This is a genomic window from Azospira sp. (assembly GCF_030247495.1).
GTDB classification, from domain to species: Bacteria; Pseudomonadota; Gammaproteobacteria; order Burkholderiales; family Rhodocyclaceae; genus Azospira; species Azospira oryzae.
In genome coordinates this window covers 438,866-464,558 of record NZ_JAOTRW010000004.1, presented here as the reverse complement: position 1 = coordinate 464,558, position 25,693 = coordinate 438,866, and the positions used below count along the sequence as shown (strand labels likewise).

Here is a 25,693-nt window from a genome sequence, read left to right as displayed (position 1 = left end):
CCTTCCCATCCCGAACAGGACCGTGAAACAGAGTTGCGCCGATGATAGTGCATACTTCATGTGCGAAAGTAGGTCACCGCCAGGCTCCCCTTACAACACCCCAGCTACTATGTGGCTGGGGTGTTTCCATTTGTACCTCACTAAATTCCCCCCAACTCAAAAACGGCCTCCTGGTGACTTGAACTGTCGCAAGGGGAGCATTCGCAGTGAATTTATTTACCTCCTGATGGTCCATTTCCATCCACTAGCAATGGAAACCAACATGACATTAGGCAATGTTGAGGTAGATCATCTGACCCTGGGGGGAGGCTGTTTCTGGTGTCTGGAAGCGGTATTCCGTCGTTTGGATGGCGTACTGTCCGTGGAACCGGGCTATAGCGGTGGGCGCACCGAGGCCCCGGATTATGAGGCCGTATGCACCGGAACGACGGGTCACGCAGAGGTTGTACGGATTACCTTCGATCCAGTTCGAATTGGCTTTCAAGCCTTGCTACAGGTGTTTTTCAGTAGCCATGACCCCACCACTGTCAATCGACAAGGGCATGACATAGGCTCCCAGTACCGCTCGGTCATATTCTTCGCCAGTCCCCTGCAGGAAGCACTGGCAAAGCAGTTCATCGCTGACCTTCAGGCCCAGTGGCCCAGCCCCATCGTCACGGAATTGCTGCCTCTGGGGCCTTTCCATCAGGCGGAAGCGTATCATCGCGACTATTACGCGCGAAATTCCGATCACCCCTATTGCCAGCTGGTGATTGCGCCGAAGCTGCAGCAACTCAAGCGGGATTTTCCGGATCGCCTGAGCGCTGTCTGAGCAATAATTGCAGCCCGTTTTTCCCCTAACTTTCAGGAGACTTCATGAGTACTACCACCACTGCTTCCGGCCTGATCATTGAAGAACTGGTCCTGGGCGACGGCGTCGAAGCCAAGGCCGGCGACATCGTTACCGTGCATTACACCGGTTGGCTGACGGATGGCCAGAAGTTTGACTCATCCAAGGATCGCAATGATCCTTTCGAGTTCATGCTGGGGGCCCGCCACGTCATTGCCGGCTGGGATGAGGGGGTGCAGGGAATGAAGATCGGCGGGAGCCGCAAGCTCACCATTCCGCCGGAACTGGGCTATGGTGCCCGTGGTGCCGGCGGTGTAATCCCCCCCAATGCAACCCTGGTATTCGAAGTGGAGATGCTGGCCTGTCGTTAAGCTCGGTTAACCACCGATAAACGTCAGCAGGTCCCGGACGAAACGCTCCCTCTGCCACTGGTGGGGGGAGTGGTCCGTGCCTTCGTAGATGTGCAGAAGGGCCTGGGGTATACGGGCTGCGACATAGTATGCGGTGCTGCTGTGATAGAAGTTGCTCTCGCCGCCGTAAATCAGCAGAGCCGGAATGTGGATCTGCTGCAGCACATCCCGGTAATCCGCTTCCGTCAAACTCTGCCAGCAGGCAATCAAGGGTTTGGGCGGCAACTGACTTAACCATTCCCGAGCCTTGGCCCAGCCCTTGGCATTCTCTTCGTACTTTTCCCTGGCGCGCCGATTCAGGCCCAGGGCACCCAGGCGTAGCACGGCTTCAGGAAAGTCCTGTTCCAGTTCGTTGATGAAGGCGCTGGAGCGGTGCTCGTCAAAATCCCCATAAACACCGTGGGGCCAGTCTGCGGCCGTCACCAGCTTAGGTGACTGGTCGATCAGGCAAATTTTCCCCAGGCGCTCGCAGCCGTAATCGCGGATGTACTGCCACAGGGTCAGGGCACCCATGGAGTGGCCGACAGCCACCACCTCTTCCAAATCGTAGGTCTCCAGCAGATTACGCAAATCCCTGGCCATGCGCTGTACGGTCGGCGGGGCCGGCTGGCTCAGGGCGTGGCCGCCATGACCACGGGCGTCCCAACGCCACACCCGGTGGTGGGCGTTGAGGTCCTGCAGGAAGGGGAACCACTCCTGATGGCTGGACGTCCACCCGTGCAGCATCACAATCGGTGGCGTGCCGTCGCCGGAAACGTGCAGGTGGATCTTCTCGCCGTCGTCTGCAAAAAAATGGCTCATGGCTGACCGGTGCGTAGCGTTGAAAAAGGAATAAGGCGAGGCTCCCACAGAGTGGCTCGGGTGGCAATACGCCTCAGTACGGTGCTCCGCTACAATAACCCCACACTCAACAAGAATGATGGAGACCATGAACAACACCGAACTGGGATTGATCCCCTATGAGCAGGGTGTATATGCCCTGGAATCCGGCTATGGCCGCCCCCATCTGGCGGCCATTCATCTCATCGTGGATGAGGGGCGGGTGGCAGTCGTGGATACGGCCAACAATGCCTCCCTGCCCCGCGTCCAGTCGGCCTTGGCGGCATTGGGGCTGACGGCGGATTGCGTGGACTACGTGGTTCTCACCCACATCCATCTGGACCATGCGGGCGGTGCCGGGGCGTATATGCAGGCCTTCGACAATGCCCGTCTGGTGGTCCACCCCCGGGGCGCACGGCACATGGCCGAGCCGTCCAAGCTTTGGGCCGGCGTGGTGGCCGTCTATGGAGAGTCCCGGGCCCGGGACTTCTACGGGGAACTGATTCCGGTGCCCGCCGAGCGGATCATCGAGGCCGGCCACGGAACCTGCCTGCAGTTGGGTAATCGGGAACTGTTGTGCCTGGATTTGCCCGGCCATGCAAAGCATCATTTGGGGCTGGTGGATCGCAAGGGAGGCGGCATCTTTACCGGCGATACCTTCGGCTTGTCCTATCGAGAACTGGACCTCCAGGTTGGGGACGAACTGAAACAGTTCATCTTCCCCACCACGACACCGGTCCAGTTCGATCCGGCGGCCATGCATGCCTCCATCGACCTGCTGCTTTCCTTTGACCTGCCCTACATGTTCCTCACCCATTTCAGCCGGGTGCATGACGTCAAGCGCCTGGGGGCCGACCTGCATCGCCTGCTGGACGCCCACGTGGCGCTGGTCGAAGCCTTGGAAGGGAGCGGTCAGGTGCGCCAGGAAAAGCTGGTGGCCGGTCTCAACGACCTGCTGCTGGCAGAGGCGAAGCGCTACGGCTGGACCGTGCCGGAAGCGCAACTGCTGGAGATATTTGCCCTGGATATCGAGCTTAATGCCCAGGGCCTGGCCTTCTGGCTAGACAACCGCTAGGAGTCGGTTGGTCAGCCGATCAGGCGCCGTCGCCAGAAGGCCGCCAGCATGATGGTGGCGATGGCGCCCATCAGTCCCATGGCGAACCAGAATCCATCGGGGTGTTCCAGCCAGGGCATGACATGGAAGTTCATGCCGAAGACGCCGGCAATCAGGGTGGCCGGCATGAAAATGGTGGCCACCACGGTCAGTGCCCGAACCTCCATGTTCACCCGGTTGCTGACTGCGGAGAGGTAGACGTCCAGCAGGCCGGTCAGCAGGTCCCGCAGGTCCTCCAGGGACTCGATCAGATGGACGGTGTGATCGTAGACGTCGCGCAGGTAGAGCACCGTTTCCGCCCGGAAGAAACCGTCATGGCTGCGCAGCAGGACGTTGAGCACCTCCCGCAGGGGCCAGATGGCACGGCGCAGGGTGGTGATCTGCCGCTTGTGCCGGTGGATGGACTGCAACACCCCTGGCCGGGGGCGCCGGTTGATGAGGGAAGTCTCCAGAATTTCGGCATGGTCGCCCACCTGCTCGACCAGGGCGAAATAGCGATCCACCAGGGAGTCCAGCAGGGAATAGGCCAGATAGTCGGCGCCGAGGCGGCGAACCTGGTTGCGATTGGCCCGCAGCCGCTCCCGCAGGGCGCCAAAGGTGCCGGAGGGCCGCTCCTGGAAGGTGAGGACAAAATCCTTGCCCAGGATGATGCTGACCTGGTCGCTGGCCAGTTGGCGGCTGTGGGGCACGTAATCGAAGAGGCGTGCCACCAGGTAGAGATAGTCCTCGTAGTCGTCGACCTTGGGCCGCTGGTCGGTGTTGAGGATGTCTTCCAGCACCAGGGGGTGCAGGCCGAAACGTTTGCCGATGGCGGCCATCAGGTCCGGGTCCTGCAGGCCATAAACATTGAGCCAGAGAGTGCAGCCAGGGCGCCGGACTAGTCCGTCGATCTGCTCCCGGCTGCTCAACTCCTGCTCGTACAGACCGTTGCTGTCGTACTCGAGCAGCATCAGCGTGGGCGTGCTGGTCTTCACCTCGCCGAGATGGACCAGGCTGCCGGGCTCCAGCCCTGCCTTCTGGGAACGCAGTTTCTTGTCATGGCTCATGATGCAACCATGGTAGCAGCCCGGGCCCCGGGCAGCCAGGGAGCTGCGGCCTGGGGTATCATCGCCCGCCATGAACCAAATCGACTCCTCCCCCGATTACGAGCGCCGCTTCGGCGGCGTTGCCCGGCTCTACGGAACCCAGGCCCTGGCCCGCTTCCGGGCGGCCCATGTGTGCGTGGTCGGTATCGGCGGCGTTGGCTCCTGGAGCGTGGAAGCCCTGGCGCGCAGCGGGGTGGGGGGGCTGACCCTGATCGATCTGGACCATGTGGCCGAATCCAACGTGAACCGGCAGATCCATGCTCTGGAGGTCACCCTGGGCCAGGCGAAGATCGAGGCCATGGCCGAGCGGGTACGGCAGATCAATCCCGATTGCCGGCTGACCCTGGTGGACGACTTCGTCGAGCCCGACAACCTGGATGCCCTGTTCGGGGCCTTGCCGCCGGTGGATTATCTGGTGGATGCCATCGACGGGGTGCGGGCGAAAACCGCCATGCTGGCCTGGTGCCGGCGCCATGACTGGCCGGTGGTGACGGCCGGGGCGGCCGGCGGACAGATGGACCCGACCATGATCCGGGTTGCCGATCTCTCCCGTACCGTTCAGGACCCCCTGCTGGCCAAGGTGCGGGGCCAGTTGCGCAAGAGCCATGGCTTTCCCAAGGACCCGAAAAAGAAATTCGGCATTGACGCCGTTTATTCGGAAGAGCCCCTGCGTTACCCCGATACGGCCTGTTCGGCACCGGTCGGTGGCGGCGCAGCCGGCCTCAATTGCGCCGGCTTCGGTTCCGCCGTCACCGTGACCGCCAGCTTTGGTCTGGTGGCCGCCTCCGTCGTTCTGCGCCGGCTGGCCGCCTCCGTCTAGTCGGCCGCTTCCACCTGGCGCCGGATGACGGCGTTGAAGGGGGCGATCCATTCCGGGGCGAACTGCTTGTCGCAGGCGTTGACCTCGGCAATGGCCCGCAGCACGGAGCGGGTATGGCCCCTTTGGCCATGTTTCAGGGTGACCGCCTCGAAGGCATCCACAATGGCCAGGATCTTGGCCCCGTCGCAGATGTCCCTTTGCCCCAGGCCCCTGGGGTAACCGGCGCCGTCGGGCATTTCGTGGTGCTCCGCCACCATGCGGGCCGCTTCCTCCCAGCCTTCCATGCGCTGCAGCAGGCCGGCTCCCTGCAGCGGATGCTGACGCAGTTGCTGCTTTTCCTCGTCCGTCATGCGCCCCACCTTGAGCCAGACCGATTCGGGGACGAACATCATGCCAAGGTCGTGCATGTAGACCGCGGCTGCCAGCTGCACCGGGTCCACCGGCTTGCCTGCTTCCGCATTGGTGTCCAGGGCCAGTTTCAGCAGCCTGGCGCTGCGGCCCTTGAAGAGGGGGGAGCGGTTCTCGAACTGTTGGGCCAGGCTGCGGAAGAAGCGCAGGTCGTTGGCCAGATGTTCGTTGCTGCGCAGAACCGGCCGGGCCTGCCGCGGCGCAGTGCCGATGCTGGCGATGGGCTGGAAGCCGGTGACCGCCTCGATCAGTTCGGCACTGTACTGGTCCACTTCGGCCGGCTGGCAGCCGCCCAGGGCGTCGAGGCCTTGGATCAGCTTGTCCAGGCGCAGGTTTTCCACCGAGCGGCCGGCGCCAATGGCGTCGATGGCCAGCTCCAGGCGGTCCAGGGCCAGCAGCACGGCTTCGCCGATGAGCTCGGAGAACTGCAGCTGTCCTTCCCGCAGGCGGGAGAGGATGGATTCGATGGGATGGGCGATGCGCACCGCCAGGTCCAGCTTGCACAGGGCGGCATCGCCCTTGATGGTGTGTACGGCGCGGAAGAGATCGGCCAGTACGGCCCGGTCCTCCGGGGCATTCTTCAACCGGCCGATGTCTCGCTCGATGGCTGGGATGTGGTCCCCCAGGGCATCCACGAAGTCCTGGAAAATTTCCGGGTCCGGGATCAGCGGGTTCAGCGTCTTGACGTTGCTCATGCGTAGTCTCCCCCTCTTGTTTGTTGGTATCAGTTTAATCCAGGCAGCAGCGCCCACCAGGGAAAAGTGCGGCTTATGGCATATCCGCAATTTTTAATGTGCATCAAAATGGCGGTGCACTTCAAAATGGATAATAACCGTACGTTTTATATGGATTAAGTGATGCCTCTGATGCCCTGGCTGCCCCAGTACGACCTGGGCTGCGCTCCCATGGATCACACCCACAAGGAGTTCGTGGAGTGGATCAACCGCCTGGCCGAAATTGCCGATGACCAGTTCCTGGACGGCTTCGACCAGTTCCTGGCCCACACCGTGGATCATTTCGAGCAGGAAGACCGCTGGATGGAGGCCTCCAACTTTCTTCCCATCCACTGCCATATGGATGAGCATCGGCGAGTCCTGCAGACCCTGCAGAGCATCCGCCGCTTCGTCAGCCGGGGCGACATTTCCATCGGGCGCAAGGCCGTGGCGGAACTGGTGGACTGGTTCACCACCCATGCCGCCACCATGGATACGGCCCTGGCCGTGCATATGCGCAACGTGGGTTACGCTCCCGTTCCGCTGGCGGCCTGAAGCGCCGCCTATCCTTTCTCTTCCCCGCCCTGCGGACGGGGCTGCCAGCATCAGTGGCGAAAGCGTTTGGCCGTTTTTTCGCCGGTCACGGGCATGTCGCTTTCTGCCAGACCGGAAACCTGGGCAAAGCAGCCATCCAGCGGACACTCCCTCCCCGGCGGGCAGCCGTGCTCCAAGGCGCACTGCCGTTGAGTCTGATCGGTCAGGACCATTTCGTGGACCGCTTCGCAGCGGCCGATGGAGCCATCGAAGAAGCTCATGACGTTCTCCTTAGCGTTCATGCCGGGGGGAAATCCCTACTTCGAGTATAGGCATCCGGCACCGCGTTTGCCGGGAAAAAGCTCGTAATCTCCGATATTTAGGAGTACAGTACGCCCTTCCCGTTGGAAGCCCCCATGTTGCGTATCGTCTGCATCGCGCTTCTTCTTTCCCTGACTGCCTGTGGCTTGGCCGACACCGCCACCACGGCTGCAGCAGGCGGAGCCGCCAAGGCTCAGGAAGTTCAGCAGGCCAAAGAGACCCAGGAAAAGCTGCAGGGACAGCTGGAACAGGCGGGTCGGCAGGGGCAGGAACGGGTTGATGCCGCAGAGCGGGAAGCGCGTTAAGGCGCTTTGATCCTCGCGGTTGTGGCCGTCGGGCCGGAGACATCCGTCTTCGGGGTTCGGCGGAAGTGGGCGCCTCGGCTTTTCCGGGGCTTGGTCGGGTCAATGATGACCCCAAATTGGCTGGCGATTCCCTGCGCTTGACCTGAGCTGCCTCGAGCGGCTCCACCTCATTACTGGAAGCTCCATGACATCCTCTGTCGACACCTTTGCCCAATTGGGCCTCTCCGAACCCATTCTGCAGGCATTGACCGATGTGGGTTATGAAACCCCGTCCTCCATCCAGGCCGAATGCATTCCCCTGCTGATGGAAGGCAAGGACCTGCTGGGCATGGCCCAGACCGGCACCGGCAAGACCGCCGCCTTCGCCCTGCCCCTGCTGCAGAAGCTGGACGTGACCCAGCGTTTCCCCCAGGCCCTGGTCCTGGCCCCCACCCGCGAGCTGGCCATTCAGGTGGCCGAGGCCTGTCAGAAATACGCCAAGCACCTGCCCGGCTTCCACGTGCTGCCCATTTACGGCGGCCAGAGCCTGGGTATCCAGCTGAAGCAGCTGCAGCGCGGCGCCCACGTCATCATCGGCACCCCGGGCCGGGTCATGGACCACCTGGAGCGCAAGAGCCTGGACCTGTCCCGCCTGAAGACCCTGGTGCTGGACGAGGCCGACGAAATGCTGCGCATGGGCTTCATCGACGACGTCGAGTGGATCCTCGAGCACATTCCCGCCGAGCGCCAGACCGCCCTGTTCTCCGCCACCATGCCGGAGCAGATCCGCCGTGTCGCCCAGAAGTACCTGCGCGATCCCCAGGAAGTGAAGATCAAGTCCGCCACCAGCACCGTCTCCGCCATCCAGCAGCGCTACTGGCAGGTTTCCGGCCTGCACAAGCTGGATGCCCTGACCCGCATCATGGAAGTGGAAGACAGCCTGGACGCCGCCATCATCTTCGTGCGCACCAAGACCGCCACCGAAGAGCTGGCCCAGAAGCTGGAAGCCCGGGGCTACGCCGCTGCCGCCCTCAACGGCGACATGAACCAGGCCAGCCGCGAGCGTGTCATCGAGCAGCTGAAGAGCGGCGGCCTGGACATCGTCATCGCCACCGACGTGGCCGCCCGCGGCATCGACGTGCCCCGTGTCAGCCACGTCATCAACTACGACATTCCCTACGACGTCGAAGCCTATGTGCACCGTATCGGTCGCACCGGCCGCGCCGGCCGTACCGGCACCGCCATCCTCTTCGTTTCCCCCCGGGAAATGCGCATGCTGCGCACCATCGAAAAGGTGACGCGCCAGAACATCTCCCCCCTGCGTCTGCCCACCAAGCAGGACGTAGCCGACCGCCGCGTCGCCCAGTTCAAGCAGCAGGTCATCAAGACCCTGGAAGCCGGCGAGCTGTCCTTCTTTGAAGAGGTGGTGACCCAGATCGAGGAAGAGGCCAATGTGGGCGCCCACGAAGTGGCCGCCGCCCTGGCTTTCCTGGTGCAGAAGTCCCGCCCCCTGCTGATGCCGGAAAAGGAAGTGCGCAGCTTCGAGGCCGACTCGGCCGAGGGCCGCCCCGAGCGCAAGGAACGTTTCGAGCGTCCCGAACGGGGCGAGCGTTTCGAACGCAAGGAGCGTCCGGAGCGGGGTGAGCGCCTCGAGCGGACCGATGCCAAGAAGGGCAAGGGCCGGGATCTGGGCAACGTCGGCAACATGGTGCGCTACCGCATCGAGGTGGGCCGCAACCAGGGCGCCACGCCCAAGGACATCGTCGGCTGCATCGCCAACGAAGCCGACATCCAGAGCCGCTACATCGGCCACATTGCCCTGTTCGACGAGTACTCCACTGTGGAGCTGCCGGACAGCCTGCCCAAGGATGCCCTGATGCTGCTCAAGGAAGTGGAGATCAAGCAGTGTCCCCTGCTCATCCATCGTCTCGACGGCGAATCCGAGGTGATCGCTCCGCCCCGTCGCAAGTGGGGCGGCGATGTGGACGGCAACCGCGCTCCCCGCGGTGCGGCTCCCGGCGGCAAGGGCGGCTTCAGCAAGCCCGGTTTCGGCAACAAGAAGCCCGGCGGCACCGGCGGCTTCGGCGGCAACAAGCCGCCGGCCAAGCGCCGCGCGCCGCGGGAAGGCTGAGGCCTGAACCGTACCCGGCCCAGCCGGGAGCAAAACAGAAGGGGCGCCGCGGCGCCCCTTTTTTCATGGCAGAAAAACTGCCGTCAGCCCTTGCTGGAAGTGCACATCAGGGTGGCTTCGCCCTCGATCACCGGCTTGCCGCCGACGGTGCAGACGGTGTCCAGCACCACCCGCTTCTTCTCCACCAGGACTTCCTTGACCGTGACCGTGGCGGTGACGGTGTCGCCGGGGCGCACCGGCGCCTTGAACTTCAGGGTCTGGCCCAGGTAGATGCTGCCGGGGCCGGGCAGGCGGGTGCCGAGCACGGCGGAGATGAAACCGACGGACAGCATGCCGTGGGCAATGCGTCCGCCGAACATGGTGGTCTTGGCGAATTCCTCGTTCATGTGCACCGCATTGGTGTCCATGGTGATGCCGGCGAAGAGGACGATGTCCGCTTCGGTCACGGTCTTGGCGGTGCTGGCACTCATGCCGGGTTGCAGGTCTTCGATGTTGTAGCCGTTCAGTGCATTCATCCAGTTTCTCCGGTTATTGTCATGGTGATTCGCGGGGCTCGCCCGATGGTGCCTCCCGAGCCCATGCAGCCATGATAACGCTGGCATGTGACAAAAAGTTTTGCTGTGCAGCATGGCGACCGGCCCCATCGGCTGCCTTGCCGGGCGGCGGCACTTCTTGCCGCACGCTGGTGCCCAGGAAATACCGGGTTTCCCCGGCACCGTGCCGGAGATGGCGTCCCTATTGGCTCTCCGGGTAATGCCGGGAACCGGCCGGAAAACGGGCCTGTTTTTTGCAATACTGGGATCAGGATCAACGGGGGCCTTTTCCCCGAAGGAGGTCATATGTCGATCGACGGAACATCGGATGCGGGCCGGGATCTGGCCCTGCGCATCGCCACTTTCAAGGCCCAGACCCTGTCTGAACTGACCGGCGGCGGCAAGACCGGCAGCAGCGAGGGCTTCGGCGCCCTGCTTTCCAGCCTTAAAGGCGGCGCTGCCGCGGTCGAGTCTGCCGCCGGCAGCAGCGGCGTCCAGGGGCTCTCGCCCACCGGACGCAACGAGGCCCTGTTCGACCCGGAGTCGGCCTATCGCATGATGAGCGAGATCAACTACCGGAACGTGCTCTACAAGGGCCAGTTCGCTGAGCTGAGCCAGATGCAGACATCCCTGGAGACGGTGGCCGCAGCCGGCACTGCCCTGGGAAGCGTCGATGCCGGCAGCAGCGATGAAGCCATCCGCCAGAAGCTGGCGCAGTTCGTCAGCGACTACAACGCCTGGCGCACCGGCTTCGACGAAGACATGCAGCAGGGTGGCATCCTGGCCGACACCCAGGCGGCCCAGGTGGCCGGCTACGAGCTGGAGCAGAGCGTGGAGAATCCCTTCAATGGCGCCGACCTGGGACTGCGGGGTATGCCTGATCTGGGCTTGAGCATCGATCCGGTGACCAAGCAGGCGGTGCTGGACGAGGCCGCCCTGAGCCGTGCCCTGCAGCAGAACCGGGAAGGGGTGGTGGCGACGGTGCAGCAGTTCAGCGGCAACTTCGTCAAATCGGCCGAGCTGCTGACCTCCTCCAACAACTTCTTCGATCGCCAGCTGGACAACCTGAGCCGGGCTATCACCTATATCGCCGACAACCAGTCCTCCCTGCAGCAGGAATTCGGCCTGGGCGACACCTATCAGCCGAAGGGCAAGCTGGCGGCGGCCCTGGCGGCCTACGAGCGGATGCTGGCCTAGGCCAGCTCGCCGACGATGGCACCGAGGCGGCGCAGGGCGGCGTCGATGGCCGGGGTATAGGGGGCGCCGCAGTTGAGGCGGAGATAGCCGTCGAAGCGGTTGGAGTTGGAGAACATCAGCCCCGGCGCAATGAAAATGCCTTCGCCCAGGGCCCGTTCAAAAACCTCCCGGGACGAGACGCCCGGCGGCAGCTGCACCCACAGGGCCAGCCCGCCCTGGGGCCGGGCGGCCAGGGTGCCGGCGGGGAAATACTCGAGCACCGCCTCCGTGGTGCGCTGGCGCTGGCTGCCGAGGGCCGCCCGCAGGCGCCGCAGGTGGCGGTCGTAGGCGCTGGAGCCCATGAAGTCGGCGGCCACCAGCTGCCCCAGGGCCTCGTTCTGGCGGCTCTGGGCGTACTTCAGCATTTCCACGCGGGCCTGCCAGCGGCCGGCGCTGATCCAGCCCAGGCGCAGCCCCGGTGCCAGCACCTTGTGCAGGGAGGCGCAGTGGATGACGCCGCCCTGCCGGTCCCAGTGCTTGAGGGCCGGCAGCACCGTATCGTCCTCCCCCAGGGGGCTGTAGGTGTCGTCCTCGATCAGGGCAATGCCCTGCTCGGCGCAGAGGCCCACCAGCCGCGCCTTGTGGGCCTCGGGCATGGTGCAGCCGAGGGGATTCTGCAGGTGGGGCACCACCACCAGGGCGGCGATGGGGCCGTAATGGTCGCAGGCCAGTTCCAGGGCTTCCAGGGACAGGCCGGTCTGGGGGCTGGTGGGGATTTCCAGGGCCTTCAGGCCCAGGGTTTCCAGCACCTGCAGCAGCCCGTAGAAGGTGGGCGATTCCACCGCCACCGTGTCGCCGGGCTGGGTCACGGCCCGCAGGGCCAGATTCAGGGCCTCCATGCAGCCCTGGGTGACGACGATCTCCTCCGCCCCCAGGTTCATGCCCGCGTCCAGGGCGCGCCGGGCCAGCACCTGCAGGAAGTCGGGGCAGCCGTTGGGCGGCGGGGCGCTGACCAGCAGGTCGGGATGGCGCCGCAGGGCCCGGGCCGCGGCCAGGCGCAGGGCCTCGCCCGGATACAGTTCGGGGGCGCTGCGGGCGCTGGAAAAATTCACGCTGACCGGCTGCTGGCGGCCCCGGGCGATGATTTCCGAGACCCGGCCGTGGATTCCGACGAACTGGGCCGGGTCCGGCAACAGGCCGGCCCGGGGCTCGCTCGGCAGGGGCCCGGCGGGGCGGGCGGGGCGGCGGACGAAATTGCCGGAACGGGGCCGCGCCTCCAGCCAGCCTTCCTGTTCCAGCTGGCGGCACACCTGCACCGCCGTGCTCAGGCTGACGCCGTGGCGGCCCATGAGGGCGCGCACCGAGGGAAAGCGGTCGCCCACCAGCAGGGAGCCGTGGGCGATGGCCTCCCGGTAATGGGTGGCGAGACGCTGGTAGAGGGGGAGGGCGGTGTCCATGGCCCATGTTCTCCTGTGGCGGGGGCGGCGGCCAGATATAGATGGCCGGGATTTGCACCATAACAGATGGCGAAAGCCGGTGTCTGTAGCGGTCCTCCCGGGCAGCGCCTGTGCCTGCCGCGCCGATGGGGCTCTCTCTAGCATGGAGGTCGTCCCATCAACTCGCGGAGAACGGTCATGGAATCGAGACAGGTAAGCCGGCAACAGGTGCAACGGGGGCCGCAAGGGCAGGAGCAGGCCCAGTCCATCGACCTGGCCGCCGGCATGGTGATGCAACTGGCGGTGCAGCCCGGCTGCCGCCTGTGGGTGGCGGCCGGGCGGGTGACGGTGCAGGGGCCGCCCCGCTGGCTGGGGGCCCGGGTGTGGTGGCCGCAGCGGCGGCTGGGGGCGGAGGAATGGTGCGACTGGTCGGAACACGGCGTCCTCGAGCTGCGGGGCGAGGATGGCGGCGCCACGCTGCTGTGGTGGCAGCCCGAGACCTACTCCGTATCTCTGCCTTGGCGGCGCGCCTACGGGGCGATCTGCGCCTGGCTGTCGCAGGCGCTGCCGGCGGCGATCCAGCGCCGGGTCAGGCGCCGCGCCATGCCTTCGGCCCAGGCCGGCAGCCCCGGCCAGTAATGGCGGGGGCGGCGCAGCAGGCCGCAGCGGTAGCAGGCTTCCTCCGCCAGCCATTCCAGGGCCGGGCAGGGGCCCTGCCGCCGGCGGAAGCGCAGCCTGGCCAGGGGGCAGGTCTCGGCCGCGCAGCAGACGCCGCAACCGTTGCAGGGCTGGCCGGCGTCGGGCTTGGGCGGTGCCTTGAGGTGCAGGTGGATGGTCTGGGTGTCCATGGTCGGGGCGGCTTGCTGGAGGAACTGCCTGCAGCGGGCGGCGTCCAACGGCTTCCTCAACGTGGGAAGGAGTGGTCCATGCAAAAGTGGTGCGCGAGTGTGTTGGCCGTGCTGCTGGCGGCTGTCAGTGTATCGGCCCTGGCCTGTCCTGGCGACAAGGCCAAGGATGAGGGCAAGCAGATGAGCACGCCGGCCAAGCCCAAGGGCTGAGGTCCGGCTCAACCAGGAGAAGGCGCCCGCGGGCGCCTTTTTTTATCGGCCCTTGGCGGGGGGCAGGAACAGTTCCGGATCCACCGCCGTGCCGTTGAGGAACACGGCCCAGTGCAGGTGGGGGCCGGTGACCCGGCCGGTGGCGCCGACGGCGCCCAGCTGTTCGCCCTGGGCCACCCGCTGGCCTTCCTTCACGTCCACGCGGGAGAGGTGCATGTGGGCGCTGATCAGGCCCTGGCCATGGTCCACGAACACGGTGTTGCCGTTGAAGAAGAAGTTGTCCGTGTTGACCACGGTGCCGGGGGCGGCGGCTCGCACCGGGGCGCCGCTGCCCGCGGCCACGTCGAGGCCGGCATGGGGCCGGCGCGGCTCGCCGTTGAAAAAGCGGCGCAGGCCGAAGCGGGAGGAGAGGCGCCCGTCGGCGGGCAGGCGGAAGGCGGTGACCGGCGCCGCGGCGGCGAAGTGGCGCTTGAGGCGGTCCTGGATTTCCTGCTCCCGGGCGATGCGCAGCTCGTCTTCCGGCGTCGGATTGACGTGGCGCGGGTTGCGCACGGTCAGGCGTTGCACCGGATAGTCCTTGGCCCGCACCTCCACCTCGGCCGTGGCTGCGTCGCTGCCTTCCAGACGCAGGCTGAGGCGCCCCGGCGGCGTCTCCAGGGGAATGCCGAGCAGGGCCAGCCAGCGACCCTCTTCCCGCACCACGGCCAGGGGCGTGTCACCGAAGAAGGCCCTGGGCGCCTTGCCGGCAGGCGCCTGCAGCGGCACCACCGCCACTCCGCCGGGAACAGGCAGATGGCGCGGTGCCGCCAGGGCGGGCCAGGCGGCGAGGGCCAGGAGGGGCAGCAGGAGGCGTTTCATGGGCGATCCGGAAGGAGAGGAAAAAGGCCGGGAGTGGTGCGGTGGCGAGGGGACGGTGGAGGATTCCAAGGGCGGTGGCTGGAAAGGCAATAAGGACGGCGGTCTCCGGCAATGGTGTCCGGTAAAGGCCGTGTTTCCTGCCTGACGGCCATGCCATTGCCGGCATGGCCGTCCCGCCTGCTTCTCAGCGATAGCGGTTGATGGCGTCCCGGGTTTCCAGGGCCACCCGGCGGGCGGCAGCGGCGAAGTCCTCGCCCTTGCCGGCGTAGAGAATGGCACGGGAGGAATTGATCATCAGGCCGGTGCCATCGGCGGTTTTGCCGGCCTTGACGGTGGCTTCGATGTCGCCGCCCTGGGCGCCGATGCCGGGCACCAGCAGGGGCAGGTCGCCGGTCAGTTCCCGTACCCGGGCGATTTCGGCGGGGAAGGTGGCGCCCACCACCAGGGCGCACTGGCCGGTGGTGTTCCATTCCGTGGCCACCAGGCGGGCGACGCGCTCGAACAGCTTTTCGCCGCCGCTGTTGCCAATTTCGAGGAACTGCAGGTCGCTGCCGCCGGGGTTGGAAGTGCGGCAGAGCAGGATCACGCCCTTGTCCGGGTAGGCCAGGTAGGGCTCCACGGAATCCTTGCCCATGTAGGGGTTGATGGTGACGGCGTCGGCGCCGAAGCGCTCGAAGGCCTCCACCGCGTACTGCTCGGCGGTGCTGCCGATGTCGCCCCGCTTGGAATCCAGGACCACCGGGATGCCCGGGTGCTTTTCATGGATGTGGGCGATCAGGGCTTCCAGCTGGTCTTCGGCGCGGCGGGCGGCGAAGTAGGCGATCTGGGGCTTGAAGCTGCACACCAGGTCGGCGGTGGCGTCCACGATGCTCTTGCAGAACTCGAAGATGGCGTCGTCGCGGCCCTGCAGGTGGGCGGGGAACTTGGCCGGGTCCGGGTCCAGGCCGACGCAGAGGAGGGAGTTGTTTTTCTGCCAGGCGGCAGCGAGGGATTGGCGGAAGTTCATGGTCATCGGCTCGATCGGTGCGGGCGGCCGCCCAGGGCGGTGAAGGCCGCCATTGTACCGCCGGCGGCACCTCGCCCCAAGGAAAAGGCCGCGGCGGCCGGCGCCGAAGGGCCTACAGCCGGGCCAGTTGCCGCAGCCAGGCGATGGGGGCGGAACCATCCTCGGAACTGCTGTTGCAGCGGCTGTCCCAGGGGATGTGCTGGCGCGGCAGGGTGGTGGTGCAGCGCCAGACGATGCGGGCGGCCGTGTCCAGGTAGGGGTAATAGACGATGTTGCTGCCTTCCGTCAGGCCCAGGGTGATGCGGCCGTTTTCCTCGTCCATGTGCACTCGGGCGATGCCCAGGGGCAGGCGGCCGAAGCCCAGCTCGGCAGGGGTGGCGGTCAGGGTGTGCTCCGCCTCGTAGCGGATCTTGGCGGCCTGGGCCAGGTTGTGGGCATAGGAGAAGAGGGGGTGGTACACCGTGCTGTGCCGGTAGTCCTCGTAGGCCGGCAGGGCCACCAGCATGAGGCTCAGGCCGAGCAGGCCGAGGGCCGCCAGGTTGGCGAGGAAGCCGCCGCCCCCCACTGCCGGCAGCACCGCCGCCACGGGCCAGGCCAGCAGGTGGCGGCGCGGCACCGCCATGGGCGGGGACGGCAGGCGGGCCATGCGTTTGCACAGCCAGGGAGCGGTGGCGGTCAGTTCCTGCAGGGACATCCAGAAGCCGCCGCTATGGGCGGCCTGGTCCACGAAGGCGTGGGCATCCAGGTTCTGCCAGCGGCGGGGGCCCGCCGCCAGCAGGGCCAGGGCCCGGATGGACGAGTGCAGGCTGCGGCAGCACAGGGTGCCGCAGCGGTCCGCCGTGTATTCCTTGGCCCGCCGGTAGGCGCTGCCGAGCAGGGGCAGGGGCAGGGCGGGCAGGATCCACCAGCCGTAGCCGGCATGGGGCCGGGCCAGGTGGCTCAGTTCCCGCCCCAGGTAGAAGTCCACCGCGTCCACATCGCTGTCCAGGGCGTCCACCAGTTCGGCCCGCAACATCACCTGGCGGTGCCGCAGCAGACGCCAGGCGAGGCTGTGCAACCGGCTCCAGCCGTGGATCAGGTAGGTCCGGGGCACCCGGGCCAGGCCCAGCTTACGGCAGCAGCGCTCGAGGCGCACGTGCAGGTCCGGGTACTGGCGGGTGGTGATGCGGACGCCGTTGCCTTCCAGATGGGAGGTTAGGGCCTGGCGCAGGCAGTGGAGCAATAGTGCAGCAGGGGGCAGGGCTGCCCATATCCAGCCGTCGCTCCAGTAGGTGGCGAAAAACCAGGCGACGGAGGCGGGCAGGGCCAGGGCGGCAAAGAGGTATTCCTCCCGCCGGAAGAGCCTGGCCGGCGGCTGGAGCGGGCGCTGGGAACGGATGACGGACATGGCGGCTCGACGGGGCGAATCGGAATGCCTGCATGATAGTCGGCCGGGAGCCGTCTGTAAGCCGGAGAACCGCGCCAGTTAAGGCTTTCGGGATATGCGGAAGGTCTGCTTTCATGGCTTTTGGTATAGCACCAAAAGCCGGTGGCGCCGGAATGGGGCCGGCCGATATGCTGCCGGCGCTGGCTCAGGCCAGGACGGCCCGGTTGCGTCCGGCTGCCTTGGCGGCGTAGAGGGCGTCGTCGGCCCGTTTCAGGGTGGCGTCCAGGTTCTCGCCGGGGCGGAACTGGGTCAGGCCCATGCTGACGGTGATGGGGGGAAGATCCGGCCGGCGGCTGGCGTCGGCCTCGATGGCATTACGGATGCGCTCGCCCAGCACCAGGGCGGCCTCGCCGCCGCAGCCGGGAAAGAGCATGAGGAATTCCTCGCCGCCCCAGCGGGCGCAGACGTCGTATTCCCGCAGGTTGCCGGCCAGGGCCTCGGCTACCTGGGCCAGGGCGGTGTCGCCGGCGGCGTGGCCGCAGCTGTCGTTGATGGCCTTGAAACGATCGATGTCGGCCAGGGCGATGCAGAAGTCGCTGCCGTTGCGCTCGGCCTGGGCGATTTCCTGGGTCAGCCGGGCCTGCATGAAGCGGCGGTTGGGCAGGCCGGTGAGTTCGTCCTGGGTGGAGATGGTGTGCAGACGGTCGTTCAGGTCCCGCAGCATGGACTGGTACTGGTCGCTGATGCGCACGATCTTTTCGATCTGGCGCACCTTGCGCTGGTAGTTCTCGGCGTAGGACTGGCCCCGGTCCCGCTCGGCCCGCTGGAAGCGGTCGGAGATGTGGGTCAGCCGGTCCAGCAGCCGTTCCTGGGTGCGGTAGCGGTCGTACAGCTCCTGCAGCAGCGCCAGCACGGCCGGATCGGCGGCGTTGTCGCGCAGCAGGGCTTCGATGCGGGCTTCCAGGTCCGGGATCTCGGACATGTCAGATCTTGGCCGCGATGTCGAAGGGGAAGGTGCAGTCTTCCTTGAACTCGGCGGCCAGTTCGCCCACCCGTTCGTTGGCGCCGTCGTAGGACCAGCGCACGCTGACCTGGCGGCCCTTGCGGTGGGCTTCTTCCAGCAGGTCCAGGATGTCCATGAGGGCGCGGATGCTGCTGGTGTTGAGGTACAGCAGTTCCAGTTCCAGGCGCAGGGGGCGCTCGGGCTGGGCCAGGTAGGCCTCGACCCAGTCGATCAGGGGCTGGAACAGTTCGAAGGAGTTTTCCGGGTAGGAGTCGCCCTGCATGGCGATCAGGCCGGCTTCCCAATCGGCCCGGATGGCCGGGCTGGCGTTGGTCTGGGGGATGTCGAGATTGTCCATGTTGTTTTTTTCCTAGAGCACGACCCGCAGGCTGAAGAAGGCGCGCCCGTCGTCCAGGGGGCGCAGGCTGCATTGCAGGGGGGCCGAGGCCTTGCGGGCCATGTCGATCAGGCCCAGGCCGGCGCTGCCGTCCAGGGCTTCCCGGGGCTGGCGCAGCTGGGTCTTGAAGGCGGCCTTGAGGCCGTCCTTGTCGAGCCGGGCCAGGGGTTCGACCCGCTGCAACAGGGCTTCGCCGTCGGCCGCCTCGAGCACGTTGCCGGCGCTCACCACGTAGCGCCCTTCTTCATCCCGGGAGACGAAGACGCTGGCCGTCTCCATGGCCAGGGCGGGGCGCGACTGGGTGTAGCGGCGGATGTTCTGGGTCATCTCGATATACACCGAGAAGACGTCGGAAACGGCGGAGGGGGATTCCTGCAGGCCTTCCATGTGCTTGCGCAGGGCCGTGCCGATTTCCTCGATGAGGGTGGCGGTGATGGGGCCGTTGAAGCAGAGCATGATGCGCTCGCGGTTGAATGTTTCCCGCAGGGCGAAGATGTCGAGGGAAGGTGCCGTCTGGGTCATGGAATCTCCTTGGGTGGCCTATCTTACCGCTGATCGTCGAAACGGAAAGCCAGGAGGGTGATGTCGTCCCGCTGGGCCAGGGGGCCCTGGTAGGCCTGGATTTCCTCCAGCAGGGCGCTCTTCTGCTCGGCCAGGGGCAGGTGGGCATGGGTCCGGATCCAGGCTGCCAGGCGGCGGGCGCCGAAGCCGTAGCCCTGGTCGCCGCCGGCCTGGTCCAGCAGACCGTCGCTGACCAGGTAGAAGGTGCGGCCCGCTGCCAGGGGCACCTGGGCGTTGTCGTAGCTGCCGCTGCGGCGGTCGTTGACGCCGCGGCGGTGGCCCGGGATTTCCTCGCAGTTGTCGCCGTCGCTCCAGAACAGGCCCAGGCGGGCGCCGGCGAAGGTCACCAGGCGCCGCTCCAGGTCCACGTGGCACAGGCCCATGTCCATGCTGGTGGCGATCTGGCGGCTGCGGTCATCCCCGGGCAGCATGCCCCGCGCCACCTGGTCGGTACGCTGCAGCAGGGCCGCCGGGTCCTGCCAGGTCGTGTCACCCAGGGCCACCTCCAGGGCGGCGTGGGCGATCATGGTCATGCAGGCGCCGGGAACGCCGTGGCCGGCGCAGTCCACCACGCCGAACAGGCACTGCCCGGTGGCGCCGCGGTACAGGTAGAAGTCGCCGCCCACCACGTCCCGGGGGCGCCACAGGACGAAGTACTGGCCCTGCAGATCGGCCTTGAGGGCCTTGTCCGGCAGGATGGCGTGCTGGATCAGGCTGGCGTAGCGGATGCTGTCGGTGACCTTGCGATGGGCTTCGGCCAGTTCCCGGGTGCGTTCGTCCACCAGCCGCTCCAGGTTCTCCGAGTGGGCCCGCACCTGCTGGGCCATGGTGTCGAAGGCCCGGGTCAGTTCGCCGATCTCGTCGCCCCGGTTCGAGCGAAGGCGTTCCCCGTAATGGCCGGCGCCGATGCGCTGCACGGCGGCGGTGAGGGCGGCCAGGGGGGCCAGCACCAGGCGGTTGAGGCCGGCGGTATACAAGCCCACCAGGAGGGCCAGCAGCAGGAGCGAACCCAGGGCCAGGGCGGTGATCAGGGGGGCGTCGAAAACCCGGCTGGTGTTGAGGTCCACCGCCGTCAGCACGGTCCAGCGCAGGGAGGGAATGTAGGTGGCGGCAGCCAGGCTGGGGGCGCCTTCCAGCTTCAGGTGCAGGGTCGGCGTGCCTTCCCCTTCGTCGGAGGCGGCCGCCACCAGGGTGCGGCGCAGGGCCTCCTTGTCCGCCGGCCGCTCCAGCAGGCGGTAGATGGTCTTTTCGATGTTCTGGTTGCCGGCGGTGGCGTAGGCGATCTGGCGCGGGTCCGGGTGGGCGATGATGGCGCCGTTCTGGTCCAGCACCATGGTGACCACGCCGGTTTCCCGGTTGGCCAGGACGTTGCTGAGGAAGCGGCTGAGGTTGAGGCCGGTGCCGGCGATGCCGATGGGGCGCTCCCCTTCGTCCCGTACCACGATGTTGATCCAGACGTTGGTGACCTGCAGCTTCTTGTCGTAATCCACATTGAGGCTGTAGCCCTGGCTGCTCTTCAGGGTGGCGAAGAACCAGGCGTCATCCGGGTTGGCCGGGTCGGCCGTGTAGCGCATGGCGGCCCGGGGAGCGGCCTGCGGATCGGCGAAGTAGAAATGGCGGCTGCTGGCCAGGGCGGCGAAATAGGCCTGGTCGGCGAAGGCGCGGCGGAAACCTTCGCCTTCGCGGAAGAAACGCTCGGTCTTGGCTGCGTCCTGCTCGCCGGTCATCCATTCCCGGAGCACGGTGGATTCGGCGAAGCGCTGGGCCAGGGCCATTTCCCTCCCGACGGCGGAGAGAATGCGCTGCTTGGTCAGCTGGGCGTGGTTGCGGGCCAGGGCGGTGCCCAGGTTTTCGCGGATGTCTTCCGCCACCCGGATGCCGATGAGCAGGGCCGCCAGCAGGATGACGGCGGTGGCCGCCAGCAGCAGGCCCACGGTCTTGCTGCGCAGGCTCCAGCCGGCGCGGCCCGCCTGGGGCGGTGGCACGGGTGCGGGAAGTGGGGGCATGGCGCCTTTCCTGGCTTACTGTTGCTCGTCCGGGGACGCATCCGCGGCGGGTGGTGTCACTTCCCGCCGCTGCTCGGCCTTCTGGCGCAGGCGCTCGTTCTTGTCGTCGTTGGCGAAGCGGTAGCGGCCGGCGAGGACGCAGCCCTTCATGCCCGGATCGCAGGGCAGGTCATTCACCTTGCCGCAGCGATCGTTGGATTCGTGGGGGCAACCCCAGCCGCCGCCTGCCATGGTCCGCTCCTTGTTTCTGGTTTTGCGCCCGGAGCCTCAGCCCGCCTTGCCCCAGGAGTCCTTGAGGGTGACGGCCCGGTTGAAGACCGGGGCGCCGGGTTGGGAATCCACCCGGTCGGCGACGAAATAGCCGTGGCGCTCGAACTGGAAGCGCTGTTCCGGCAGGGCATCCTTCAGGGCCGGTTCCAGTTGCACGGTGATGGCCACCTTGGACGCAGGATTGAGGTCGTCGAGGAAATCCCGGTCGCCGGCACCCGGGGCGGCGGCCTGGAACAGGCGGTCGTAGAGGCGCACTTCGGCGGTGTAGGCGTGGGCCACGGAGACCCAGTGCAGGTTGCCCTTGACCTTGTAGTTGTCGGCGCCGGGGGTGCCGGACTTGGAGTCTTCCATGTACTCGCACAGCACGGCGGTGACGTTGCCGGCGGCATCCTTCTCGCAGCCGGTGCACTTGACCACGAAGCCGTAGCGCAGGCGGGCCATATTGCCCGGGTAGAGCCGGTGGTAGCCCTTGCTGGGCTCCTCCATGAAGTCCTCCCGCTCGATCCACAGCTCCCGGGAGAAGGGCACCATGCGCTTGCCCAGTTCGGGCTTGAGTGGGTGGTTGGGGGCGAAGCATTCCTCGCTCTGGCCTTCCGGGTAGTTGGTGATGACGAGCTTGAGCGGGTCGAGCACGGCGATGCGGCGCTCGTCCAGCTCGTTCATGGTTTCCCGCATGCAGTCTTCGAGCAGGCTGTAGTCGATGAGGGAATCGTGCTTGGAGACGCCGACCCGCTCCATCAGCAGGCGGAAGCCTTCGGCGGTGTAGCCGCGGCGGCGGGCGCCCACCAGGGTGGGCATGCGCGGGTCGTCCCAGCCGTCCACGTGCTTCTCTTCCACCAGCTGGATCAGCTTGCGCTTGGAGAGCACGACGTAGGTCAGGTTGAGGCGGGAAAACTCGTACTGGTGGGGCAGGGGGCGCTGCAGCAGGCCGCCCTCGGCCAGGCGCTCCAGGAGCCAGTCGTAGAAGGGGCGCTGGTCCTCGAATTCCAGGGTGCAGATGGAGTGGGTGATGTTCTCCAGGGCATCCTCGATGGGGTGGGCGAAGGTGTACATGGGGTACACGCAGTACTTGTCGCCCGTGTTGTGGTGGGTCGCATGGCGGATGCGGTAGATGGCCGGGTCCCGCAGGTTGATGTTGGGGGCGGCCATGTCGATCTTGGCCCGCAGGATGTGGGCGCCGTCCGGGAATTCGCCGGCCTGCATGCGCTTGAACAGGTCCTGGTTCTCCGCCACGCTGCGGTTGCGGAAGGGGCTGTCCTTGCCTGCCTCGGTCAGGGTGCCCCGGTTGGCGCGCATTTCCTCGGCGCTCTGGCTGTCCACGTAGGCGTTGCCGGTGGCGATCAGGTACTCGGCGGCCTGGATCATCCAGGGGAAATAGTTGGAGGCGTAGTAGAGGTTGTTCTCCTGGGCATCCTCCCAGTTGAAGCCCAGCCACTTCACCGCGTCCACGATGGAATCCACGTATTCCTGGTCTTCCTTCTCCGGATTGGTGTCGTCGAAGCGCAGGTGGCAGCGGCCGCCGTAGTCCCGGGCCAGACCGAAATTGAGGCAGATGGACTTGGCGTGGCCGAAATGCAGGTAGCCGTTGGGCTCCGGCGGGAAGCGGGTGCGGATCTTGGCCGGGTCCAGGGCGCCGGCGGCGTGGTCGCTGGCCAGGCCGGGCTGGCCGGCCCAGCGGCGCTGGGCGTGCTTGCCGGCGGCCAGGTCGGCCTCGACGATGTTGCGGATGAAATTGGCGGCGGGGGCGATCGGCGCGGAGTTCTTGTTGGGGTTGCTCACAGCGGGGTCCTTGAAGGTCTTTGTCCGCCATTTTAACCGGGGCCAGGGGCAAAACCGAAAAGACCCGGGTTAAAAGCCGCTAAAATTCACCCTTTCTCCCTTGGGTTGCGAGGTCCGGCCGTGAACTGGAATGCCTTTCTTGCCATCGGCGTCGGTGCCGCCCTCGGCGCCTGGGCCCGCTGGGGCCTGGGACTGCTGCTCAATCCCCTGTTCCTGGCCATTCCCCTGGGCACCCTGGCGGCCAACCTGCTCGGCGGCTACCTCATCGGCGTGGCCCTGGGCGTGTTCCACAGCTACGCCCACCTGTCCCCGCTGCTCAAGCTGTTCCTCATCACCGGCTTCCTCGGCGGCCTCACCACCTTCTCCAGCTTCTCCGGCGAAGTCATGGAGCGCCTGCTGGCCCAGCAATACACCTGGGCCTTCGGCGCCATCGCCCTGCACCTGCTCGGCTCCCTGGCCATGACCTTCCTCGGCCTGTGGAGCGTCGGCGTGCACCGGGTCTGGCCCTGAGGAGCCGCTTAGCGCACCTTGTCGGTCGGGCCGGTGGCGGCGTTCTGGGACATTCTTGCCTGTTGCCAGGCTTCGCCCAGGGTGTGGGCTCCTGGGGAAAAGTAATGCAGGGTAGCGCCGCAACCGGTCACCAGCAGGCCGGTCAGGAGGAAGGGCAAGAAGGTCTGGTGCAGGGCGGTTTGTAGCCAGTGACGCCTTTCCAGCCGGTGCAGGCGCCGGTATAGGGTGGCTGCCAGAGTGCCGTCCAGCAGTAGTTCAGCAAACAGGCTCGGCGCCGAATACACAATGAAGGCGGACGACAGTAACAAGGCCGCAGCCAGCACCAGGACAATCAGGGGAATGGCCAGCTCCTCCCCCTCCGCTGCAGCGCCCAAGGCTTGGCCGATGGCTTCGCTGCCGTCCGGTAGGGTTTCGGCGGCTACTGCCGGTTCGCTCGGGACTCCGGCTACTGGCGGGGCATCGAAATGACTGCTGGCGCCACCGCCCCCGAAATTTCCCCCCAGATCTTCAGCCGTGGGCGAACAGCTGTCGGCCGATGGTCCCGACGGCACCAGGTTGCCCAGGTCCATCAGGTCCGGAATGTCGGCGTAGTCCTCCGCCCGGGTGCGCAGCCACAGCCAGAGCAGACCGAGGAACACCCCGTAGGCGAGGAGAAAGGCCGCTCCGTAGCGCCAACCCATGTGGGTCAGGCCGGCGTGGAGCAATGCAAAGGATGCCAGCAGCCCAGAACCGGCGGTGAGCAGTACCAGCAGCATCATCTGCAGGCGGGGAAAGCTGTCCCGCTCCAGGTGTCCGCGCAGGCGTTGGAGATGGTGTTGGCGAGACAAGGGGGGAAGTCGGCTCATGGGAGCGGCGTTATCGCAGGAACGGGCCCCTGCTCGCAGAAGGGGCAGGGCTAGTCGGCGAGGACCAGCACCAAGCGGAAGGCTCCCAGGCGGCTGGCCAGCAACCAGCGGACATAAAGGTAGAAAAAGAACAGGCCCGTCAGCAGGCCCAGCAGGCCGCCTATCATTGGAATGGCGGAGCGAGCGATGCCGCTAATGCCAAGGACGAAGCCGACGATACCACCGAGGAGTGCGCCGCACAGGGCGGAGCCCAGGGCGGTGGCGATGCAGCGCCAGAAAAAGCCCCAGACAATCCCGGCTTGGCTGAGGGTGGTGAGTTCCTTGAAATCGATGGGGGTCATAGGTCCAGTGTTCCATGAGAGCGAAGGGATGAGGGTGCCGGAGAGGCTTTTTTATCCCTTGTGGGTATGTTGGTGGAATTTAATGCCCGGCTCCCGATATGGCAAGCCGGGGGCGGAGGGCCGGGTCCTTCCGAGCCGATGTCAGCGCTTCCACGCCACCAGGGCAATGCCCAGTGCAATGGGCAGCACCCCCAGCAGGTCGTCGGCGTACATGGTTTCTCCCAGCAGGGTGACGGCGAACAGGGTGCCGAAGAAGGGATTGAGGAAGTGGAAGCTGCTGGCCGAACTGGCCTGGCCGTGGCGCAGCAGCCATAGCATGAGCAGGGTGCTGGCCAGGGAGACGGCGACGCTGTAGGCCAGACTGCCCCACAGGGCCGGGTGGGCCTCCAGGCGGAAACCTTCCAGGCCCCAGGCCAGGGGCAGCAGCACCAGGCCGCTGGCCATGAACTGCAGGGTGATGGTCGCGATCAGGTCCTGCCCCGCCGCCACCTTCTTGCTCAATACCGTGCCCAGGGCCAGGGCCAGCGTGCCGGCGCCGATGGCCGCCAGATACAGGGGTTCCAGCTGTTCCACCGACAGCCGGTGGCGGGTGATCCACAGCACGCCGCCCATGCCCAGGAGGATGCCGGCCAGCCGCAGGGGCGTCAGCCGTTCTCTTTCCAGGGCGGCGGCCAGCAGCAGGGTGAGCAGGGGGCAGGCGCTGACCAGGACGGCGGTGAGGGCGGTGGGCACACCCTGCAGGCCCCAGTAGGCCAGGCCCAGATAGGCCGCATTGCACAGTAGTCCGGCCAGCAGGGCGCGGCCGGCCATGGTCGGCAGGCGCAGGCTGCGGCCGCTGCTCCGGGCCAGGAAGGCGAAGAGGAGGCCGGCGGCTAGGAAGCGGATCGCCAGCAGGGTCAGGGGGGCGGCGTGGTCGAGGCCGATGCGGCCGGCGACGAAGGCCGAACTCCAGATGACGCTGAAGGCGATGCCGGCGATCAGGACCCGGGTACGGGAGGGGGCGGCGGCAATGCCGGCGGGCAGCGGCGGGGCGATGGCGTTCATGGCGGGCTCCTGGGGCGTGGTGAAGACGACGGCCCC

31 protein-coding genes and 1 rRNA gene are annotated in these 25,693 nt (G+C 66.4%); 13 read left to right on the top strand and 19 right to left on the bottom strand.

Annotated elements, in window-relative coordinates; all coding sequences use genetic code 11:
• From rrf to OEL49_RS08120, 3 genes are all read left to right on the top strand, one after another.
• A 5S ribosomal RNA gene (rrf, locus tag OEL49_RS17430) occupies nt 1-85 on the top strand; the annotation flags it as partial.
• A 93-nt stretch (nt 86-178) separates the two neighbouring features.
• Nucleotides 179-811 (top strand): peptide-methionine (S)-S-oxide reductase MsrA, encoded by a 633-nt coding sequence (gene msrA, locus OEL49_RS08125; protein WP_308806174.1) that lies wholly within the window; start codon nt 179-181, stop codon nt 809-811.
• Nucleotides 812-855: 44 nt separating this feature from the next.
• The gene (locus tag OEL49_RS08120) at nt 856-1,200 is read left to right on the top strand and encodes an FKBP-type peptidyl-prolyl cis-trans isomerase (RefSeq protein WP_014236438.1); all 345 of its coding nucleotides are present in this window, start codon (nt 856-858) and stop codon (nt 1,198-1,200) included.
• Between the two features lie 6 nt (nt 1,201-1,206).
• Here the strand turns inward: OEL49_RS08120 and OEL49_RS08115 are convergent, their stop codons facing one another.
• The gene (locus OEL49_RS08115) at nt 1,207-2,040 is read right to left on the bottom strand and encodes an alpha/beta fold hydrolase (RefSeq protein WP_014236439.1); all 834 of its coding nucleotides are present in this window, start codon (nt 2,038-2,040) and stop codon (nt 1,207-1,209) included.
• Between the two features lie 127 nt (nt 2,041-2,167).
• On the opposite strand from OEL49_RS08115, the gene OEL49_RS08110 reads away from it, so the two are divergent.
• A complete protein-coding gene (locus OEL49_RS08110; RefSeq protein ID WP_014236440.1) occupies nt 2,168-3,133 on the top strand; it encodes an MBL fold metallo-hydrolase in 966 nt (321 codons plus the stop codon).
• A gap of 11 nt (nt 3,134-3,144) precedes the next feature.
• Here OEL49_RS08110 and corA read toward each other — a convergent pair whose 3' ends face one another.
• Nucleotides 3,145-4,218, bottom strand: a complete 1,074-nt coding sequence (gene corA, locus OEL49_RS08105) for a magnesium/cobalt transporter CorA (RefSeq protein WP_014236441.1) — start codon at nt 4,216-4,218, stop codon at nt 3,145-3,147.
• 70 nt (nt 4,219-4,288) lie between these two features.
• Here corA and tcdA point away from each other — a divergent pair, with 70 nt between their 5' ends.
• Nucleotides 4,289-5,077: a tRNA cyclic N6-threonylcarbamoyladenosine(37) synthase TcdA gene (gene tcdA / locus OEL49_RS08100; RefSeq protein WP_014236442.1), complete on the top strand. Its 789-nt coding sequence runs from the start codon at nt 4,289-4,291 to the stop codon at nt 5,075-5,077.
• Here tcdA and OEL49_RS08095 read toward each other — a convergent pair.
• Nucleotides 5,074-6,180 carry an HD-GYP domain-containing protein gene (locus OEL49_RS08095; protein WP_014236443.1) on the bottom strand — a complete coding sequence of 369 codons (1,107 nt, stop codon included), beginning with the start codon at nt 6,178-6,180 and terminating at the stop codon, nt 5,074-5,076. The two genes, tcdA and OEL49_RS08095, sit on opposite strands and share 4 nt — an antisense overlap.
• 162 nt (nt 6,181-6,342) lie before the next feature.
• Between OEL49_RS08095 and OEL49_RS08090 the strand changes: the two genes are divergently transcribed.
• Entirely contained in the window at nt 6,343-6,753 is a 411-nt protein-coding gene (locus OEL49_RS08090; RefSeq protein WP_014236444.1) for a hemerythrin domain-containing protein, read from the top strand.
• A 50-nt stretch (nt 6,754-6,803) separates the two neighbouring features.
• Here OEL49_RS08090 and OEL49_RS08085 read toward each other — a convergent pair whose 3' ends face one another.
• Complete coding sequence (locus OEL49_RS08085; protein WP_014236445.1) at nt 6,804-7,013, bottom strand: hypothetical protein; 210 nt, start codon at nt 7,011-7,013, stop codon at nt 6,804-6,806.
• A gap of 135 nt (nt 7,014-7,148) precedes the next feature.
• Here OEL49_RS08085 and OEL49_RS08080 point away from each other — a divergent pair, with 135 nt between their 5' ends.
• Nucleotides 7,149-7,358 (top strand): hypothetical protein, encoded by a 210-nt coding sequence (locus tag OEL49_RS08080; RefSeq protein WP_014236446.1) that lies wholly within the window; start codon nt 7,149-7,151, stop codon nt 7,356-7,358.
• A 184-nt stretch (nt 7,359-7,542) separates the two neighbouring features.
• On the top strand, nt 7,543-9,468 hold the full coding sequence (locus OEL49_RS08075; protein WP_014236447.1) for a DEAD/DEAH box helicase: 1,926 nt from the start codon (nt 7,543-7,545) through the stop codon (nt 9,466-9,468).
• A gap of 83 nt (nt 9,469-9,551) precedes the next feature.
• Here OEL49_RS08075 and OEL49_RS08070 read toward each other — a convergent pair whose 3' ends face one another.
• Nucleotides 9,552-9,983, bottom strand: coding sequence for a MaoC family dehydratase (locus OEL49_RS08070; protein ID WP_014236448.1), 432 nt, complete (start codon nt 9,981-9,983; stop codon nt 9,552-9,554).
• 324 nt (nt 9,984-10,307) lie between these two features.
• Between OEL49_RS08070 and fliD the strand changes: the two genes are divergently transcribed.
• Nucleotides 10,308-11,198: a flagellar filament capping protein FliD gene (fliD, locus tag OEL49_RS08065; RefSeq protein WP_014236449.1), complete on the top strand. Its 891-nt coding sequence runs from the start codon at nt 10,308-10,310 to the stop codon at nt 11,196-11,198.
• Here fliD and OEL49_RS08060 read toward each other — a convergent pair.
• On the bottom strand, nt 11,195-12,634 hold the full coding sequence (locus OEL49_RS08060; protein ID WP_205231338.1) for a PLP-dependent aminotransferase family protein: 1,440 nt from the start codon (nt 12,632-12,634) through the stop codon (nt 11,195-11,197). The genes fliD and OEL49_RS08060 overlap by 4 nt on opposite strands.
• 177 nt (nt 12,635-12,811) lie before the next feature.
• On the opposite strand from OEL49_RS08060, the gene OEL49_RS08055 reads away from it, so the two are divergent.
• Nucleotides 12,812-13,252 carry a hypothetical protein gene (locus tag OEL49_RS08055; protein ID WP_205231337.1) on the top strand — a complete coding sequence of 147 codons (441 nt, stop codon included), beginning with the start codon at nt 12,812-12,814 and terminating at the stop codon, nt 13,250-13,252.
• Here the strand turns inward: OEL49_RS08055 and OEL49_RS08050 are convergent.
• Nucleotides 13,144-13,461, bottom strand: coding sequence for a hypothetical protein (locus OEL49_RS08050; protein WP_240190358.1), 318 nt, complete (start codon nt 13,459-13,461; stop codon nt 13,144-13,146). The two genes, OEL49_RS08055 and OEL49_RS08050, sit on opposite strands and share 109 nt — an antisense overlap.
• 78 nt (nt 13,462-13,539) lie before the next feature.
• On the opposite strand from OEL49_RS08050, the gene OEL49_RS08045 reads away from it, so the two are divergent.
• Nucleotides 13,540-13,671, top strand: a complete 132-nt coding sequence (locus OEL49_RS08045; protein ID WP_014236453.1) for a hypothetical protein — start codon at nt 13,540-13,542, stop codon at nt 13,669-13,671.
• 42 nt (nt 13,672-13,713) lie between these two features.
• Here OEL49_RS08045 and OEL49_RS08040 read toward each other — a convergent pair whose 3' ends face one another.
• Nucleotides 13,714-14,529: a peptidoglycan DD-metalloendopeptidase family protein gene (locus OEL49_RS08040; protein ID WP_205231335.1), complete on the bottom strand. Its 816-nt coding sequence runs from the start codon at nt 14,527-14,529 to the stop codon at nt 13,714-13,716.
• On the opposite strand from OEL49_RS08040, the gene OEL49_RS08035 reads away from it, so the two are divergent.
• Entirely contained in the window at nt 14,528-14,674 is a 147-nt protein-coding gene (locus OEL49_RS08035; RefSeq protein ID WP_287874386.1) for a hypothetical protein, read from the top strand. The genes OEL49_RS08040 and OEL49_RS08035 overlap by 2 nt on opposite strands.
• A 39-nt stretch (nt 14,675-14,713) precedes the next feature.
• Here the strand turns inward: OEL49_RS08035 and pyrF are convergent, their stop codons facing one another.
• From pyrF to OEL49_RS07995, 8 genes are all read right to left on the bottom strand, one after another.
• On the bottom strand, nt 14,714-15,535 hold the full coding sequence (pyrF, locus tag OEL49_RS08030; protein WP_205231333.1) for an orotidine-5'-phosphate decarboxylase: 822 nt from the start codon (nt 15,533-15,535) through the stop codon (nt 14,714-14,716).
• A 112-nt stretch (nt 15,536-15,647) separates the two neighbouring features.
• Nucleotides 15,648-16,922, bottom strand: a complete 1,275-nt coding sequence (locus OEL49_RS08025) for a M48 family metallopeptidase (RefSeq protein WP_205231332.1) — start codon at nt 16,920-16,922, stop codon at nt 15,648-15,650.
• A 184-nt stretch (nt 16,923-17,106) separates the two neighbouring features.
• Nucleotides 17,107-17,883, bottom strand: a complete 777-nt coding sequence (siaD, locus tag OEL49_RS08020; protein ID WP_014236457.1) for a biofilm regulation diguanylate cyclase SiaD — start codon at nt 17,881-17,883, stop codon at nt 17,107-17,109.
• A gap of 1 nt (nt 17,884) precedes the next feature.
• Nucleotides 17,885-18,262 (bottom strand): biofilm regulation phosphoprotein SiaC, encoded by a 378-nt coding sequence (gene siaC, locus OEL49_RS08015; RefSeq protein WP_205231331.1) that lies wholly within the window; start codon nt 18,260-18,262, stop codon nt 17,885-17,887.
• Nucleotides 18,263-18,274: 12 nt separating this feature from the next.
• Complete coding sequence (siaB, locus tag OEL49_RS08010) at nt 18,275-18,823, bottom strand: biofilm regulation protein kinase SiaB (RefSeq protein ID WP_205231330.1); 549 nt, start codon at nt 18,821-18,823, stop codon at nt 18,275-18,277.
• A 23-nt stretch (nt 18,824-18,846) separates the two neighbouring features.
• Nucleotides 18,847-20,868 carry a biofilm regulation protein phosphatase SiaA gene (gene siaA / locus OEL49_RS08005; protein ID WP_205231329.1) on the bottom strand — a complete coding sequence of 674 codons (2,022 nt, stop codon included), beginning with the start codon at nt 20,866-20,868 and terminating at the stop codon, nt 18,847-18,849.
• A 15-nt stretch (nt 20,869-20,883) separates the two neighbouring features.
• On the bottom strand, nt 20,884-21,099 hold the full coding sequence (locus OEL49_RS08000) for a hypothetical protein (RefSeq protein WP_014236461.1): 216 nt from the start codon (nt 21,097-21,099) through the stop codon (nt 20,884-20,886).
• 36 nt (nt 21,100-21,135) lie between these two features.
• A complete protein-coding gene (locus OEL49_RS07995; protein WP_205231328.1) occupies nt 21,136-22,917 on the bottom strand; it encodes a glutamine--tRNA ligase/YqeY domain fusion protein in 1,782 nt (593 codons plus the stop codon).
• Nucleotides 22,918-23,037: 120 nt separating this feature from the next.
• Between OEL49_RS07995 and crcB the strand changes: the two genes are divergently transcribed.
• On the top strand, nt 23,038-23,427 hold the full coding sequence (crcB, locus tag OEL49_RS07990) for a fluoride efflux transporter CrcB (protein ID WP_287874385.1): 390 nt from the start codon (nt 23,038-23,040) through the stop codon (nt 23,425-23,427).
• Nucleotides 23,428-23,435: 8 nt separating this feature from the next.
• Here the strand turns inward: crcB and OEL49_RS07985 are convergent, their stop codons facing one another.
• From OEL49_RS07985 to OEL49_RS07975, 3 genes are all read right to left on the bottom strand, one after another.
• On the bottom strand, nt 23,436-24,272 hold the full coding sequence (locus tag OEL49_RS07985) for a hypothetical protein (protein WP_287874384.1): 837 nt from the start codon (nt 24,270-24,272) through the stop codon (nt 23,436-23,438).
• Nucleotides 24,273-24,322: 50 nt separating this feature from the next.
• Nucleotides 24,323-24,613, bottom strand: a complete 291-nt coding sequence (locus OEL49_RS07980) for a hypothetical protein (protein WP_014236465.1) — start codon at nt 24,611-24,613, stop codon at nt 24,323-24,325.
• Between the two features lie 141 nt (nt 24,614-24,754).
• Complete coding sequence (locus tag OEL49_RS07975; protein WP_287874383.1) at nt 24,755-25,657, bottom strand: DMT family transporter; 903 nt, start codon at nt 25,655-25,657, stop codon at nt 24,755-24,757.
• Between the last annotated feature and the right edge of the window lie 36 nt (nt 25,658-25,693).